Here is a 16,828-nt window from a genome sequence, read left to right as displayed (position 1 = left end):
TCATATCGCTGTAATGAGCATAGGTTCACCTTATTAAAACTATGTGATTTTTATTCTATAAAAATCAAACCTAAAATGAGATAACAAATCCAAATTAGTGTTTAACATCCATCTCTACAATAAAAAAACCCTTAGTAAAAACTAAGGGTTTTTGACTTTAACCAGTAAAGATTAAAGTTTAGATACCAACTCTGGTACCACAGTGTTCAAATCACCAACTAACCAGTAGTCAGCAACACTGTTGATTGGCGCTTCTTCGTCTTTGTTGATTGCAACAATAACTTTAGAATCTTTCATACCAGCCAAATGCTGGATCGCACCAGAAATACCGACAGCAACATAAAGATCAGGTGCAACGATCTTACCAGTTTGACCAACCTGGAAGTCGTTAGGTACAAAACCTGCATCAACTGCCGCACGTGAAGCACCTTGTGCTGCACCAAGCTTGTCAGCTAATGGATCAAGTACTTTATGGTAGTTCTCACCAGAACCTACACCACGACCTCCAGAAACAACAATGCGAGCAGCTGTCAATTCAGGACGGTCAAGTTTCACGATTTCTTCAGATACAAAATTAGAAATACCTGCATCTTTCGCTTCACTTACTGCTTCAACGGTAGCAGAACCACCTTCAGCAGCTACTGGATCAAATGCTGTACCACGAACTGTACCAACAATGATTGCTTCGTCAGATTGAACAGTAGCAATCGCGTTACCTGCATAGATCGGACGCTTGAATGTGTTAGCAGACTCAACAGAAATAATGTCTGTGATCATGCTTACATCAAGAAGAGCAGCAACACGTGGAAGAATGTTCTTACCAGTTGTTGTAGACGCAGCTAATACGTATTTGTAACCTTTAGCCAAATCAGCAACTAAAGCAGCTACGTTTTCAGCTAACTGGTTTGCATAAGCAGCATTGTCAGCAAGTAAAACCTTGCTTACACCCGCAACTTTAGCAGCAGCATCAGCAACTGCCTGAGCACCAGAACCAGCAACTAATACAGTAATATCACCACCGATTTTTTGTGCTGCAGCAACAACGTTTAAAGTAGCACCGTTAAGTACTTGGTTGTTGTGATCAGCGATAACTAAAATACTCATGATTTTATCCTTCCGTATTAGATCACTTTCGCTTCATTTTTCAATTTTTCAACAAGCTCATCTACAGATTTCACTTGTACGCCAGCTTTACGTTCTGCTGGAGCTTCAACTTTAACAGTTTTAAGCTTAGTACCAGCTGTAACGCCATAATCAGCAGGAGATTTAGTATCAAGTGGCTTCTTACGAGCTTTCATGATGTTAGGCAAAGCTGCATAACGTGGCTCATTCAAACGCAAGTCAGTTGTAATGATTGCTGGAAGTGCCAGTTCAACAGTTTGTAAACCACCGTCAACTTCACGAGTTACTTGTACTTTGCCGCCATCAACTTTCACTTCAGAAGCGAATGTACCTTGGCCCGCACCTAATAATGCGCCAAGCATTTGACCTACTTGGTTAGAGTCATCATCAATTGCTTGTTTACCAAGAAGGATAAGTTCTGGTTTTTCAGCATCAACAACACCTTTTAAAATTTTAGCAACTTCTAAAGCGCCAATTTCATCAGTGGTTTCAACCAAAATACCGCGGTCTGCACCCAAAGCCATTGCAGAACGGATTTGTTCTTGAGCTTCTTTAGGACCAACAGAAACAACAACGATTTCTGATACTGTTCCTTTTTCTTTTAAGCGAACCGCTTCTTCCACTGCGATTTCACAAAATGGGTTAATTGACATTTTAACGTTAGTAAGGTCAACCCCACTATTGTCCGGCTTAACACGAACTTTGACGTTGGCATCAACCACGCGTTTTACAGCAACAAGAGCCTTCATGTAATCCTCGGCTGTTCTAGCAAAAGTAAATGTTGAGAAAAGTATATTAACTCTTCAATTAAAATTTTTTAGGTACCCTATCTTGCAATGTGTTTGGCATTTCGGTCAAGTCACAATTTTCCAGAACAGCACAAAAAAAATGAAACCATCAGTTCATAAAAAAAATATTGTGCCTTATTAGGTGCTATTTCATTCTTTTTACACTCTATTTTATATATTGATTTTTATTATCTTTTTATCTTATTTAGCTTATTAGCCAGAAACATAAGATCGCCTTTAAATAATCGAGATTAGATGTTTTTGACTCAGGGGTACCGACAAAATATCCAAAGATCAAAATGGTCAATTTGACTATTTTCCCTATTTCTCTTAAACAAATTTCTAAAAAAATACAAATGATGTCTACATTCGTATAAGACTTGCCATTTTAGTCAACTTTATTATTAAGATAGTTTTTAAATCTATTCGTTCTTTTGCGCTCTTGGATGAGCTCGATCATAGACTTGCGCCAAATGATCAAAATCAATATGCGTATAAATTTGTGTGGTAGACAAATTACTATGCCCCAACATTTCTTGAACTGAGCGTAAATCACCACTGCTTGATAACATATGGCTAGCAAAACAATGCCGCAATAAATGAGGATGTAAATCTACATTCACACCGGCTCTTTGCGCTTGAAGCTTTACACGCTTCTCGATTTGACGTGGGGTTAATACACCACCTCTTTGAGAAATAAAAACAAAAGTATTTTGATCAAAATGGCCTTTCCAGATTTTGTAAATTTTTAACCAATTCAATAGGCTTTCTTTCGCCTTTTTTCCAAATGGTACAATACGGGTTTTATTTCCTTTACCTGTAATACGCACCAGTTGCCGATTAAAATCTATATCTTTAATTGTTAAACCTTGCAGTTCAGCCAGACGCAAACCACTTGAGTAAAGCAACTCCAACATAGCTTTATCACGTAACCACAGTTGCTGATCAATCGGTTTTTCAGGCATAGGTTGATCTAAAATCTGATTAACCGTTTCTATGTCAATCATACCGGGCAAAGGTCTAGGCTGACGTTTGAGCTTAAAATCATCAGTAGGATTAATTTCTAGATATTTTCCTTGTTCTGCCCATTTCATGAACTGGCGAATGGAAGTGAGATGACGCTGCATACTACTTGAACTTAACTGGTCCTGCTCAACACGCTGGGCCAAATATTCACGTAAATCTGAAGCTTCAACATTTCTTAAATCAATTTGTTTGAGATCACAAAACTCAAGAAAGCTTTTAACGTCTCTTTCATAAGCAGTAATCGTGTGCTCAGACTGGTTCTGAATTTTTCTTTCTTTTAACCACATTGAGAGCAGTTGTAATGCAAAATCCAAATTGCTCTCCATTGATTTGCTCATTTTATTTTTTCAGTGTACCAAAAAGTAGTTGATCAGGAAAATTGAGATCGTACAGCATAACAACTCACTACCTTATATATGTATTACACTTTAGCTCAAGTATTTGTCGAAACCTTGCTGCCATGACCACCATACTCATACCCTATCTACTTGCAATTACCTTACTTACGCTTACCCCGGGTCTGGATACGACTTTAATTATTCGCACCGCTACACTTGAAGGTAAATCTAAAGCATTCCAAGCAGCAGTAGGCATTAGCCTTGGCTGTATCGCGTGGGGAATTGTAGTTGCTTGTGGTCTGGGTGCTTTGCTCATGGCTTCTGATTTAGCTTTTAATATATTGAAATGGATGGGGGCCGCTTATCTTGCATGGCTGGGTGTGAATATGATTTTAAAACCGCGTAGTCAACTTGCAGATATGCAAGGGAGTAATTCAAATATACCCACTTCACAAAATTGGTTTATTAAAGGTTTCTTGGGTAACTTACTTAATCCTAAAGTCGGCATTTTTTATATTTCATTTCTTCCCCAATTTATTCCACCGCAAGCATCGGCTGTCACTTGGGTCATGGGGCTTGTGATGATTCACGTGGTGATTGGAATGTTATGGTCAACTCTATTAATTTTGGCTATGCAACCACTGTCACGTTATCTAAAGCAACCTAAATTTGTGAAATATATGGACCGTATTACAGGCAGTATTTTTGTGTTGTTTGCTTTGAAATTGGCTTTGAGCAAAAAGTAAATCTAAAAAAGCGTGCTGATATCTAGCACGCTTAATATAACTTAAAGAGTTACTTCAGCTTTTTTAAATAGTCTTTTATTTGGATTGCAACTTCATCGGCATATTTTTCTGCCAACTGATGATCTCCCCCTTTAACAATATGCAATGTTGAACTTTTAAATATCTGATTTAAGTATGTCCCCACTTCAACTGGACTCACAAGATCTTGGTCGCCCCATATCAATAAAACACCGATATCAATTTCTGCTAAAAACTTCTCATAATTTACTTTTGTTGTAATAAACCAATCTGGATATTTTAAAAATGTTTGGCGGTATGCTTCACGCCAATCTTGAACATTAAATGGGCTCAGATCGATTCCACCGGAAGTTGCAATCAAGACCAGCCCTTTAACCAGTTGAGGTTTTTGCAACGCTGCCGCAACAGCAAAAATGCCACCCATAGATTGCGCAATAATTACAGATTCTTCATTAATTTGATTAAGAACATAGTTTGTTAGGTCTTCAAAATTTTTGACCTCTACAGATTCTGGTGTATCTCCAAAGCCCGAATAACCAATAATTTTTGTACGGTACTGCTGAGGTAGTTTTTCAATTAATGGATGCCAAAAACTAATACTTCCTGAAGCACCGGGTAAGAAAGTTAAATTATTCATATTTCTTATAAAGTAGTTAAATCAAATATTATTGTACATATAAAAGAAAGCCTCTTTTATCAGTTTAGTTGATGAAAAGAGGCTTCTATTTAGGTAACGCTATTAGCCTTGGAAATAACGTAAATCCAAACGCCCATCATACACATGGGTTGTTGGACCAGTCATCCAGACCACATCGCCTTCTTGCCATTCGATTTGTAGTTTACCACCAGCAAGTTCAACTTCAACTGAATTAGCAAGTAAGCCACGGCGCATACCACTTACCGCAGCAGCACAAGCACCTGTACCACATGCAAGTGTTTCACCTACACCACGTTCAAATACACGAAGGCGCACATGGTTTTCATCAATTACTTGCATAAAACCAGCATTCACGCGTTCAGGAAATCGTTGATGTGATTCAACTTGTGGGCCAATACCTGCTACATCTGCTGTGAGTACATCTGGAACAATAGTAACTGCATGTGGATTACCCATGTTGACCACATCAATACTAATGTTTTGGTCATTGGCTAACTCAAGTGTATATAAAGCTTCTGGTTGTTCAGCAACAAATGGAATTTCATTTGGTAAAAATTTTGGGTAACCCATATTCACGCGTACCCAACCATTTTGCCCAAGTTCTGGCTTTACAATACCTGCCTTGGTTTGAACAGTAATATTGGTTTTGCTTGTTAAATGACGCTCATGTACAAAACGAGCAAAACAACGGACACCGTTACCACATTGTTCAACTTCAGAACCATCGGCATTAAAAATACGATATTTAAAATCTGCTTCTGGTAAATCTGGTGGTTCAACAATCAATAGCTGATCAAAACCAATACCAAAATGACGGTCAGCTAAGCGTTGAATTGTTTCTGTATCTAAATAAGCACGCTGGCTAATCAGATCAACCACCATAAAGTCATTGCCTAAGCCATGCATTTTAGTAAATTCTAATAACATCTCATTTACTCCTCAGGCAATAAACGTTCTTTTTCCCAAAGGGATTCAACTGTTTCACGCTCACGAATCAAATGAGCTTTATCGCCTGATACCATTACTTCAGCGGCACGTCCACGTGTGTTGTAATTTGAGCTCATTACAAAACCATAAGCACCAGCACCGAGAACAGCTAACAAGTCATTTTCTTTTAAAGCCAATGATCGATCTTTACCAATGAAGTCACCTGTCTCACAGATTGCACCAACAAGATCCCAAGTTTTTTCTTCAGTATCTGAACTTGGTACCACAGGTTGGATATCCATCCATGCTTCATATAATGCAGGGCGAATCAAGTCGTTCATTGCAGCATCAATAATGGCAAAGTTACGATGACTCGTTGGCTTGAGCAAATCAACTTTTGTTAAAAGCACACCTGCATTTGCACTAATGCTACGGCCCGGTTCCATATAAACCTTAAGACCTAACTTTTCTAAAGCAGGTTTCATTGAGTTGGCATATTCTTCAACACTTGGTGGTGTCTCATCTTTATAACAAACACCTAAACCACCACCGATATCAATATGTTTAAGATTGATGCCAAGTTTTTTTAATTCATCAATCATCAACATGACACGATCTAAAGCATCAACAAATGGCTTAGTCTCGGTTAATTGCGAACCGATGTGGCAGTCAATCCCAATAATTTCAAGGTTGGGTAAAGATGCAGCATATTGATAGGTTTCATAAACAGTATCACTTGGAATACCAAATTTATTTTCTTTAAGACCTGTTGAAATATAAGGATGTGTTTTTGCATCTACGTCTGGATTTACACGTAAAGAAATCGGAGCTTTCTTACCCAAACGAGCCGCAACTTTTTGAAGACGGTCTAGTTCTGCGTATGACTCTACATTAAAACAGGCAATGCCTACATTTAATGAGGTTTCAATATCAGCTTCGGTTTTACCTAAACCAGAAAAAACAACTTTAGATGCATCTCCACCCGCTTTTAAAACACGCGCAAGCTCACCACCTGATACGATATCAAAACCAGCACCAAGTTTTGCCAATACATTAAGAACAGCTAAATTTGAGTTAGATTTCACCGCAAAACAGATTTGATGATCAATAAAGTCAAAGGCACGGTCCATATCTAAGTAATGTTTTTCAAAAGCTGTTTTTGAATAAACATACAACGGTGTGCCAAATTGCTGCGCAAGCTGCTCCAGAGAACATTGCTCTGCATGCAATACTCCATTAATGCGAGTGAAACTCATGAATGTGTCCTTATTTCAAAGCTTAAGGTGATGTAGTTTGGGTTGGAACTGTTGAAGATTCGTCTGCTTGTTCAGCTTTTTCATCTTTTTGTACAGCTTGTTTCGATTCGTTATTACGATAGAGCAAGTATTTTGCGCGTTTGTCATAATTTGGATCAGAAGGCAGTTGCAATGCTCCTGACTGACCACAAGCGGTAAGCAAAATACTGCTGCTCAATAAACTGATGAGGCAAATGACACGACGCATCTGAGCACCTGATTTAAACAATTCGGTGCAGTATACCGTGATCAGGCAAACGGCTAAAGAGTAAACTTAGCAGGAAAAACAATATCGATAAAAAAACGCCAGCTTTTCAGCCAGCGTTTGATTATCACTCATTAAAAAGCTTATTTTTTATTGCGTGGTTTATAGAAGAAGAAATAACCAATCAGCAAAATAATAAACCAGATTGGACTGACTTTAAGCGCTTTAAACGTATCTGGCTCTAAAGACAGCACATAAATCATGCCAACAAAGAAAATAATGGTGATCCAACATGTAAATAAACCACCCGGTAATTTAAATGTTGATTTGGCATGTAGTTCAGGGCGCGTAGTGTAATAGCGGATGTAACTCCAGATAATTAACAACCACACACAAATGAACAGAATCGTTGAAAGTGTTGTTGCAAGCGTAAACGCCTCAACGGTATTTGGCACAAAATACTGTAAAGCCGCACCTAACAATAAGCACGCAGCAGAAAAATACAATGCATTCGCTGGTACTGCACGTTTGTTCAATTTACCAAAAGCTTTTGGTCCTTGGTCTTCACGTGATAGACCAAATAACATACGACTTGTTGAAAACACGCCGCTGTTCATTGATGACATCACTGATGACAATACCACTAAGTTCATCAAGATTGCTGCTGCTGCAACACCTGCTTGACTAAACAAGTTTACAAATGGACTGATAGCTGGATCAATTCGATTCCATGGCGTTACAGACATAACAATAAGTAGTGCCAATACGTAGAAAATAATGATACGGATTGGAATTGAGTTAATTGCTTTTGGTAAGTTACGTGCTGGGTCTTTAGTTTCCGCAGCCGTTGTTCCGACAAGTTCTACACCAACGAAAGCAAAGATCGCAATCTGGAAGCCAGCCAAGAAGCCATGCACTCCTGTTGGGAAGAAACCGCCATTTACCCAAAGATGTGTAAATGAAGCAACTTCACCTGTAGTAGAAGTAAAGCCAGTAAAGATCATCCACAGACCTACAGCAATTAAAATAACAATTGCTAGAATTTTAATGAGTGCAAACCAGAACTCCAACTCACCAAATAAGCGAACTGTTAATAAGTTCAAGCCCATAATAAATACGATGGCTGCAACACTGATCATGGCACCTTCGACAGGCGAGAAAGGTAGACCATTATTGAAAAATTGTAAGTAATAGATAATTGCAGAAAGGTCGGCAATACCAATGGTGATCCAACATAACCAGTACGTCCATCCTACAAAATAACCTGCCCATGGGCCGATTAAATCTGTTGTGAAATCAATAAATGATTTATAGGCCAAATTTGAAAGGAGTAATTCACCAAGCGCACGCATGACGAAAAACACCATCGCACCAATGATCAGATAAATGAATAAGATTGATGGGCCAGCAAGACTAATCGTTTTGCCGGATCCCATAAACAACCCCGTACCAATTGCACCGCCAATCGCGATCAGCTGTAAATGCCGATTTGAGAGGCTACGATGGAGCTCACCTTGTTCATGAGACTCGCTCAGATTTTGATTCGACATCTTATCAATACACTCCAGTAATTTTTTTAGTCCGTTAGCTAAAATCAAAAAGACGATATCGCACCATTTGCAGGTATCTTTTACATGTATATTTTTGAAAACTTTTCAGCTAACTAATTTTTGTCTGTATTGCTGATGATTTCAAGCTACACACAATTATGGCTGATAATACGCACAAGCTCATTTCAAAACAACGCACTTCTAAGTCAACTTTTGTCTGACAAGTTCATTCGTTCATACAAATAAAAAAGGCAGTCCTAAGACTACCCTTCCGGAATTAAATAACTAAATAAACTAAATTTTTGAAACTTTATTTCTGTTTATTTTTCAATTTTTCTTCCCAGAATGTCGCATTTTTTATTCCTAATTTAACAGGATCAAATGTAAATTCTGTTACTCCGGCTTTTTGCTGTGCCTCATAATCCTTCAATGCTTTAATAGTAGGTTTCCATATAAAATAAGTCACAATAATACCAACGATGTTGATCCATGCCATTAAACCTACACCAATGTCACCAATACCCCATATATAACCAGTTGCACTAAGAACACCGTAGGAAACCGACAAAATAATAAAGCACTTAACCACAAATAATAGTGATGGAGATTTTGTAATATAGCTTAGGTAAGTAATGTTAGTTTCAGCAATGTAGTAATAGGCAACAATAGTTGTGAAAGCAAAAAAGAAAACAGCTAAAGCCACAAAAATTTGGCCAAAATTACCAAACATTGTACTTACAGCCATTTGGGTGAATGCAGGAGAACCAATTTCAACTGTAGCTCCCACATTTTGCACAATAAATTGACCTGCTTCTAAGGTACCTTGTACGTTATACATCCCTGTAATTAAAATCATGAATGCTGTGGCAGAACAAACAAATAAAGTATCCACATAAATTGAAAATGCTTGAACAAATCCTTGTTGAGCCGGATGCTGAACTTCAGCTGCAGCCGCTGCGTGAGGACCTGTTCCTTGACCTGCTTCATTTGAATAAACACCACGTTTTACTCCCCAACCAATCGCCGCACCAAGACCCGCCATAGGAGAAAAAGCATCTTCAAAAATTAATTTAATTACTCCAGGGAGTTCATGGATATTGGCAATTACAATAATGACAGCCATTAAAATATATCCAGCAGCCATGAATGGCACCACGAACTCAGCAAAACGTGCGATCCGCTTGATTCCTCCAAAAATAATGATGGCAAGCAAACTTACAATTACGATAAGTGCAACAAGTTTAAATAATCCAATATCTCCAAAAATAATTGTTCCTTCACCTGTAATCTGGGTAAAAGCTTTACCTACAGCATTTGCTTGGATACCTGGCAAAAACAAACCACAAGAAATAATCGCAGCAATAGCAAACACGATTCCTAACCAGCGTTGTCCTAGCCCCCTATCAAAATAAAAAGCTGGACCGCCACGGTATTGCCCTTGATATTCAACCTTATAGATTTGGCCTAATGTCGATTCAACATATGCTGTACTTGCTCCTAGAAATGCCACTAGCCACATCCAAAAGACAGCACCAGGACCACCAAAACCAATTGCTGCCGCGACACCTGCAATGTTACCAACACCTACTCGACCAGATAATGAAACTGCAAGCGCCTGAAAAGATGAAATCCCCTGTTCAGAAGAAGTTCCTTTTATTAATAACCTTACCATTTCTTTCATTTGGCGTACTTGAACGAATCTAGTCAAAATAGAAAAAAATAAACCCGCGCCTAAGCACAGGTAAATCAGTCCTTTACTCCAGATTATGCTATTTACCCAATCAACAATTTCTGCTGCACTCATAGATATCAACCTTTTGTATTTTTAAAATACAATACTCATATTATTTTGTTCGTTTTTTACTTCAGCAATATCCATGCCATTTCTATAATAAACAGGTAGATATATACATTAGTAAAACACCTTCCTTGGGGATAGATTAGATTTTTTATATCCACTGAAAACAAACTCTATCTGACTTGTAAAAATCCTATATCGTGTTATTTTTGATGTCTTTCCCTTTTAGTTCCTAAAAAGCTCCCCCTTTTCTAATTCCTAATCTTTTACATGAAAAATTTAGGAAAAAGAGCTAAGGACTCTCTATAGAACTATATTTATATAATATCGAGCAAAATTTCAATTTTTTATGAGTAAAGTCAAAACTATTTACCGTTGCGAGCAATGTGGTGCCGATCATCTCAAATGGGCAGGTCAATGTTCAGAATGTGGTGAATGGAATTGCCTGACCGAAGTCAGACTTGAACCAACCACTGCGCACCGAGCACGTCCCAAAACTGGGGGCTATGCAGGCCAAGCCGCGAATATTACAACACTCAATAAAGTCTCAGTTTCCCATGAAACTCGCTTACAGACAGGTATTAGCGAATTTGATCGTGTACTTGGCGGAGGCTTGGTTACCGGTTCAGTCGTACTGATCGGCGGTGACCCGGGTATTGGTAAATCGACCATTCTGTTACAAACAGCGACCCACATGGCAAGCGCGAAAAGCTCTGCACTTTATATTACGGGTGAAGAATCTTTATCTCAGGTTGCTCTTCGTGCTCAACGTCTTGATTTGCCTACTGACAAATTAAAAGCCATGGCAGAAACCTGTGTAGAACGAATTTGTGAGGTTTTAGAACAAGAAAAGCCTGCGGTAGCTATTTTAGATTCTATTCAGACGCTTTACACCGAAACACTTCAATCGGCACCAGGTGGCGTTTCTCAAATTCGTGAATCTGCTGCATTACTTACACGCTATGCAAAAAATAGTGGCACGGCACTATTTCTTGTTGGTCATGTGACCAAAGAAGGTGCACTTGCTGGCCCTCGTGTTTTAGAGCACATGGTGGATTGTGTACTTTACTTTGAAGGTCAATCCGACTCACGCTATCGAATGATTCGTGCGGTTAAAAACCGTTTTGGTGCGGTCAATGAACTGGGTGTATTTGCCATGACAGATAAAGGGTTACGTGAAGTTGCTAACCCTTCTGCCATTTTCTTGAGTCGTTATGATGAAGCAATTCCCGGTTCAATTGTCATGATTAGCCGTGAAGGGACTCGTCCTCTTTTGGTCGAAGTACAAGCTTTAGTTGACGATGCACAAGGCCAACCACGACGCGTCGCATTAGGCCTTGAACAAAACCGTTTAAACATGCTCCTTGCTGTTATGCATCGTCATGGCGGTGTCCAAACCACAGGACAAGACGTCTATGTGAATATAGTGGGTGGCTTAAAAATTACCGAAACAGGTTCAGACTTAGCGGTTTTGTTAGCCTGCGCTTCAAGTTTACGTACTAAAGCTTTACCTCAGCAGCTTGCGGTTTTTGGCGAAGTTGGTCTTTCTGGTGAAATTCGTCCAGTTCCTAATGGTCAAGAGCGTTTAAAAGAAGCTGCTAAACATGGCTTTAAATATGTCATTTTACCAAGAGGTAATGCGCCGCAAAAAGCAATTCCAGGCGTACAAGTCATTGCGGTTGCCCGCCTGCATGAAGCATTGACCGAAGCAATGCAATTGAGTGATGAATTGACATAAAAAAATATACTTTTATAGTTGAAATTTAGGGTAAATACCTGCATAAATACTATTGTAAATTAATTTTAAACAGGAATTTCCTATGGAAGTACACCAGCGTGGCTTGATTAGCGGTATTTTAATGGCTGCTTTAGCAATTTCTCCTCTTGCTGAAGCTAAACGTGCAGGTGGTGGTAAAAGCCACGGTATGGCGCGCTCTACCACTTCAAGCCAGTCATATCAACAACCTCGTCAAGTGACCCCAGTTCAACAACCTGCTACAGCGCCTCAGAAATCTGGTCCAGGCGTTGGTTCAATGGTTGCAGCTGGTGTGGCTGGTGCTGCCGTAGGTGCTGTTGCAGCAAATGCTTTAGCTGATGACAAACCAACATCAACTGAGCAGCAAGCCACTCAGGCTGAAGCCCAACAAGAGAAAAAGGGTGGTATCCCTAGCTGGATTTGGGTATTACTTGCAGCAGCTCTCGCCTTTTTTGTATTCCGCAAATTTGGCGCAAAAAAAAAATTAGCAGCTAATAATCCTTACGCACCAAACAACGGCGGTCAAAACCCATTTGGCCGTTCTGCTGCACCACAAGCGACACCACGTAATGCTGGCGATAATACAAACATCTTTGGTCAGTCTGTGACTGGTGGTGCTGCAACCCAAGCTCCTTTTGGCGGTGTAACAACCAGCAATGGCAACCAACTTCCAGACGGTAGTGAACCAGCTGCGTTCTTGCGTATTGCACGTCAACGTTTTAATCACATCCAATCGATGAATACTTCAAGTAACATTGAAGAAATTCGCCGTTACTTAACACCAGAACTTTATACTTCTATGTATAACGACATCATGGAAAACCAAGATCAAGACGTTGCTGAATTTAGTAATCTAAATGCGATGGTTGTAGACAGTGCGACTGAAAATGGTCAGTACGTTGTGAGCGTACGCTTCACAGGTAATGTGAGTGAAGATTTAAACAGCTTGCCACAACCATTTACTGAAATCTGGCACTTTGTTAAACCTGCTGGCTCTCAGCAAGACTGGGTTGTTGCAGGTATTCAACAAGCTTAAGCTGAATAAATCCTAAATAAAAAAGCCACAATATTGTGGCTTTTTTATTTGTTAGTTTTTAAGCAATGTCTGCGGGGAATGTAATGACTTTTTCAATTTTGACCTGATCCATTGCAACCATTAATAGACGGTCTATCCCTAAAGCAATTCCTGAGCATTCTGGCATATGAGGTAAAGCAGCTAATAGATGTTCATCTAAAGGCATGACATGGAGGTCTTGCTTAGCCCGCTCTGCATTGTCTGCTTCAAAGCGTGAACGTAACACCTCTGCATCAAGCAATTCATCATAGGCATTTGCCAGCTCTAAACCTTCAATATAAACCTCAAAACGCGCAGCAACTTCTTCCCCATCTTCATCGAGTTTTACCTTTGCCAAAGATGCCATTTCTGGTGGAAAGTCAGTTAAAAACACAGCTGCATCAAACCCCAAACTTGGTTCAACAAAATGCGAGAATAACAAATCGATATAAGCTAAACGATCATCGCCCAAATCAAGGTTTAAGCCCACACGATTTGCCGTATCTTTGAGTTGCTTCAAAGTTGCTTGTAATGGGTTAATGTCTAAACGGTCCTGAAAGGCATGTTTATAACTTAGAATAAACGGACGAACTTCACCAAAACGATGCTGCAAACAGCTTTGCAATAAATCGGCGGTTTCATGCATTAAAGCTTTTAGATCAAAACTCGGGCGGTACCATTCAAGCATCGTAAATTCACTATTGTGTTTACGCCCGTGTTCATCATCTCGAAAAACTTTACAAATCTGGTAAATCGGCCCACTGCCACTCGCCAATAACCGTTTCATGGCAAACTCTGGCGAAGTTTGTAAATATTGAGTTTGCAATTTGCCATTGATATGACGCAAAGCCTGAACAGAAGCTAAATGCACATCGGTGACACCTGCTTGTGAAACAATCGGTGTTTCAACTTCCATGACGCCACGTTCTGCAAAAAACTGACGGATTTGGGTGTAGAGCTTGGCACGAGCTTTTAAGGCATCAATTGAACAAGTAGGTTGATAACTTAAACTCATGCCTGCGGTCCTCCATGTGCTGCCCACTCCCGACGTAGCGGATAGTTCTTACGTAATAAATCAAATGCTTTTTGCTCTACCTTACCGTCTTTAATACAAGCACGTATGTTGGCATCGTCTTGTGCAATATCATAAATTTGAGTTAATTTTTGCTTTAACACAGCCTTTAAGTCATGACCTGAAAAATAATCTTCGCACGCAGGCAATTGTGTTTCGAAACGCTTATTTATATCGAATCGAAATTTTTGGCAAAACGCTTCGTAAATCATTTGTGTACCGCGGGCCTTCCCTTCAAGGCTATAACCAGCAATATGCGGTGTTGCCAAAGCCAACATATCGAGAAGCTCTTCTGAGATGACTGGCTCATGTTCAAATACATCGAGCACAACTTTACGTTTTGTACGCTGAATATCTTCGATTAAAGCCGCTTCTTTAACAACTGGGCCACGCGCACTATTAATTAAAATTGTATTAGGTTGAAGTGCTGCAAACGCTTGCTCATCAAAAAGGTGATACGTCGCATGCTCACCATTTTTAGTTAAAGGCACATGAATTGAAATTGCATTCGCTTGTTGCAAGAGCATTTCTAAGTTTACATTTTCAATTGAATCTAACTGTACATATGGGTCAAAGCCAATCACATTCCAGCCAAGCAACTGAGCCATATATGCTAAACGTTTACCCACGTTTCCAAGCCCAACAATGCCTAGGGTAAATTTTTCTTGTTGTTCTAAAAAGTTGGCATCTAAATGCATTAAAGCAGTAATTACATATTCAGCAACTGCTTGGGCATTACAACCTGCCGCATTTGCCCACGTAATTCCTTGTTTTTCTAAAGCTGGAATATCTAAATGATCGGTACCAATTGTGGCACTACCTACATATTTTATTGAAGTGTCTCGAATTAAACTCTCGTTAACTGCTGTTACCGAGCGAACCAGTAAAGCCTCTGCGTCTTTTACATCTGCATGAGTTAAGGTACGCCCTGCATGGTGTTGAATATCGCCAAACTCTGAAAAAAAGTAATCGGTAAATGCCAAATTTTCATCTGCGACGATTTTCATTGTCTGCAACTCATAGCTTATAAAAACGTTATTATCCTTTGAGTTGTAGCAAAGTACAATGTTAATGCCTTTAAATTAGTACTCTATATCTTGAACCTTGAGAACTTATAAACCACCGCCAAAATAGAAATAAGCCATCACAGCCAAAGTTATCCAAACTAGAATAATCAACACAGCAACCAAATAATTTTGAGGACGGCGTTCTTGTTGTTCAAGCCATTCTTCAGCTTGTTGTTCTGCCTCTAAAATGACATGTTTGGGTGTAAAGCGAACAGCTAACCAAATGAGTATTGGTAAAATTAAAGCTTCATCAAGTAAACCCAAAACAGGAATAAAATCTGGAATTAAATCAATGGGACTAAAAGCATAAGCTACCGCTACAATAGCAATAATTTTTGGTAACAACGGCATTTGCGGGTGCTTTGATGCAAACCACAACATAATAATTTGTTTTTTTAGACGTTTTGCCCAATCTTTTAGAGACTGCAACCAAGACACTGGGACACACTCCGACCTACCGAAGTCTGATAATAAAGTATAAAACTCATGCCTAGCTTAAAATTAGAAAAAATAGAAATGTAAATTTCTATCTTTTTGATCATTCTTTAAATGAGAGTTTATTTAATGGTTATTTTAAGGCTTCATACTTCGGTATATAAAACAAAGCCATCACCACGACAAAAACTAGCCAAAGTTAGACCCGATATTTTTGCCAACCGAATAGCCATGCTGGTTGGAGCGGAAATTGAAGCCAACAAACCTATATTTAACTGAGCGCATTTACGAATTAATTCATAGCTTGCACGACTGGTCATGACAACAAAACCCAAACTGGTGTCATAGTTTTCTTGGGCTAAATAACCGAGTAATTTGTCTAAAGCATTGTGACGCCCCACATCTTCAAATAAAGCGACAATTTGGCCGTCAACGACCCAAGCTGCTGCATGAGCACCTCCTGTTAAAGCAGTAATTTCTTGCCGATTCTTTAAATGAGCAATCGCCATCGGAATTTGCGCAAGCCATTCTTTAGAAGGTTCGGTGGTAATTTTAGGAACATCGAGATGAAACTGCTCTAAACTTTCAATACCACATAAACCACAGCCGGTACGCCCAACCATCATTCGTCTACGTTCTTTTAATGTGGCAAATGCTCTAGATGAAATCGTCATTTCAACTTCAATACCTAATTCACTTTGATGCACCTCAATGGCATATAGTTCTTTTAAGCTCGTTAAAATTCCTTCAGAGAGACTAAAACCTTTAGCAAACAAACTCACATCGGTAGGTGTTGCCATCATCACTGCATGAGAAATACCGTTATATACCAAAGCAATTGGATACTCTTGAACAATATTATCTAAAACACTTTCAGATTCGGTTTTCTTAAACCGCTGTACTTGTAATGTTTCAACCCCATAAGAATGTGGTGTCAAAATAATTTCCTTTATATTGGAATGGCGCCTTTTGG

The 16,828-nt window shown here is 39.2% G+C and carries 16 protein-coding genes; 3 read left to right on the top strand and 13 right to left on the bottom strand.

What is annotated here, in order from left to right:
* Positions 1-171: 171 nt before the first annotated feature.
* The 3 genes from MKL38_RS05260 to xerA all read right to left on the bottom strand — a co-directional run bounded on the left by MKL38_RS05260 (position 172) and on the right by xerA (position 3,223).
* Positions 172-1,104 (bottom strand): electron transfer flavoprotein subunit alpha/FixB family protein, encoded by a 933-nt coding sequence (locus MKL38_RS05260; protein ID WP_004643792.1) that lies wholly within the window; start codon positions 1,102-1,104, stop codon positions 172-174.
* A 17-nt stretch (positions 1,105-1,121) separates the two neighbouring features.
* Positions 1,122-1,871 carry an electron transfer flavoprotein subunit beta/FixA family protein gene (locus MKL38_RS05255; RefSeq protein ID WP_003650176.1) on the bottom strand — a complete coding sequence of 250 codons (750 nt, stop codon included), beginning with the start codon at positions 1,869-1,871 and terminating at the stop codon, positions 1,122-1,124.
* Positions 1,872-2,332: 461 nt separating this feature from the next.
* The gene (gene xerA, locus MKL38_RS05250; RefSeq protein ID WP_270902877.1) at positions 2,333-3,223 is read right to left on the bottom strand and encodes a site-specific tyrosine recombinase/integron integrase; all 891 of its coding nucleotides are present in this window, start codon (positions 3,221-3,223) and stop codon (positions 2,333-2,335) included.
* A 173-nt stretch (positions 3,224-3,396) separates the two neighbouring features.
* Between xerA and MKL38_RS05245 the strand changes: the two genes are divergently transcribed.
* Positions 3,397-4,020, top strand: a complete 624-nt coding sequence (locus tag MKL38_RS05245; RefSeq protein WP_270902738.1) for a LysE family translocator — start codon at positions 3,397-3,399, stop codon at positions 4,018-4,020.
* 49 nt (positions 4,021-4,069) lie between these two features.
* Here the strand turns inward: MKL38_RS05245 and MKL38_RS05240 are convergent, their stop codons facing one another.
* The 6 genes from MKL38_RS05240 to MKL38_RS05215 form a co-directional block, all read right to left on the bottom strand.
* Positions 4,070-4,675 (bottom strand): alpha/beta fold hydrolase, encoded by a 606-nt coding sequence (locus tag MKL38_RS05240; protein WP_270902737.1) that lies wholly within the window; start codon positions 4,673-4,675, stop codon positions 4,070-4,072.
* A 102-nt stretch (positions 4,676-4,777) separates the two neighbouring features.
* A complete protein-coding gene (dapF, locus tag MKL38_RS05235; protein WP_270902736.1) occupies positions 4,778-5,623 on the bottom strand; it encodes a diaminopimelate epimerase in 846 nt (281 codons plus the stop codon).
* A 5-nt stretch (positions 5,624-5,628) separates the two neighbouring features.
* The gene (gene lysA / locus MKL38_RS05230; protein WP_270902735.1) at positions 5,629-6,879 is read right to left on the bottom strand and encodes a diaminopimelate decarboxylase; all 1,251 of its coding nucleotides are present in this window, start codon (positions 6,877-6,879) and stop codon (positions 5,629-5,631) included.
* 22 nt (positions 6,880-6,901) lie between these two features.
* Entirely contained in the window at positions 6,902-7,126 is a 225-nt protein-coding gene (lptM, locus tag MKL38_RS05225; RefSeq protein ID WP_035357278.1) for an LPS translocon maturation chaperone LptM, read from the bottom strand.
* 140 nt (positions 7,127-7,266) lie between these two features.
* Positions 7,267-8,673: an amino acid permease gene (locus MKL38_RS05220; protein ID WP_270902734.1), complete on the bottom strand. Its 1,407-nt coding sequence runs from the start codon at positions 8,671-8,673 to the stop codon at positions 7,267-7,269.
* A gap of 310 nt (positions 8,674-8,983) precedes the next feature.
* Positions 8,984-10,477 carry an alanine/glycine:cation symporter family protein gene (locus tag MKL38_RS05215; protein ID WP_270902733.1) on the bottom strand — a complete coding sequence of 498 codons (1,494 nt, stop codon included), beginning with the start codon at positions 10,475-10,477 and terminating at the stop codon, positions 8,984-8,986.
* A gap of 343 nt (positions 10,478-10,820) precedes the next feature.
* Between MKL38_RS05215 and radA the strand changes: the two genes are divergently transcribed.
* Positions 10,821-12,209 (top strand): DNA repair protein RadA, encoded by a 1,389-nt coding sequence (gene radA / locus MKL38_RS05210; protein WP_003650164.1) that lies wholly within the window; start codon positions 10,821-10,823, stop codon positions 12,207-12,209.
* Between the two features lie 82 nt (positions 12,210-12,291).
* On the top strand, positions 12,292-13,263 hold the full coding sequence (locus MKL38_RS05205) for a Tim44 domain-containing protein (protein WP_270902732.1): 972 nt from the start codon (positions 12,292-12,294) through the stop codon (positions 13,261-13,263).
* Between the two features lie 58 nt (positions 13,264-13,321).
* Here MKL38_RS05205 and epmA read toward each other — a convergent pair whose 3' ends face one another.
* From epmA to fdhD, 4 genes are all read right to left on the bottom strand, one after another.
* Positions 13,322-14,296, bottom strand: coding sequence for an EF-P lysine aminoacylase EpmA (epmA, locus tag MKL38_RS05200; protein ID WP_270902731.1), 975 nt, complete (start codon positions 14,294-14,296; stop codon positions 13,322-13,324).
* Entirely contained in the window at positions 14,293-15,360 is a 1,068-nt protein-coding gene (locus MKL38_RS05195) for a 4-phosphoerythronate dehydrogenase (protein WP_270902730.1), read from the bottom strand. Before MKL38_RS05195 ends, epmA begins: the two co-directional genes overlap by 4 nt.
* A gap of 105 nt (positions 15,361-15,465) precedes the next feature.
* Positions 15,466-15,858: a YkvA family protein gene (locus tag MKL38_RS05190; protein WP_004643806.1), complete on the bottom strand. Its 393-nt coding sequence runs from the start codon at positions 15,856-15,858 to the stop codon at positions 15,466-15,468.
* Positions 15,859-16,001: 143 nt separating this feature from the next.
* On the bottom strand, positions 16,002-16,793 hold the full coding sequence (gene fdhD / locus MKL38_RS05185) for a formate dehydrogenase accessory sulfurtransferase FdhD (RefSeq protein ID WP_057085834.1): 792 nt from the start codon (positions 16,791-16,793) through the stop codon (positions 16,002-16,004).
* Between the last annotated feature and the right edge of the window lie 35 nt (positions 16,794-16,828).

The sequence above is a fragment of the Acinetobacter sp. AOR14_HL genome (assembly GCF_027855175.1).
In the GTDB taxonomy this organism is placed as follows: domain Bacteria; phylum Pseudomonadota; class Gammaproteobacteria; order Pseudomonadales; family Moraxellaceae; genus Acinetobacter; species Acinetobacter calcoaceticus.
The sequence above is the reverse complement of the archived record's forward strand: the minus strand, read 5'-3'. Positions and strand labels throughout refer to the sequence as shown.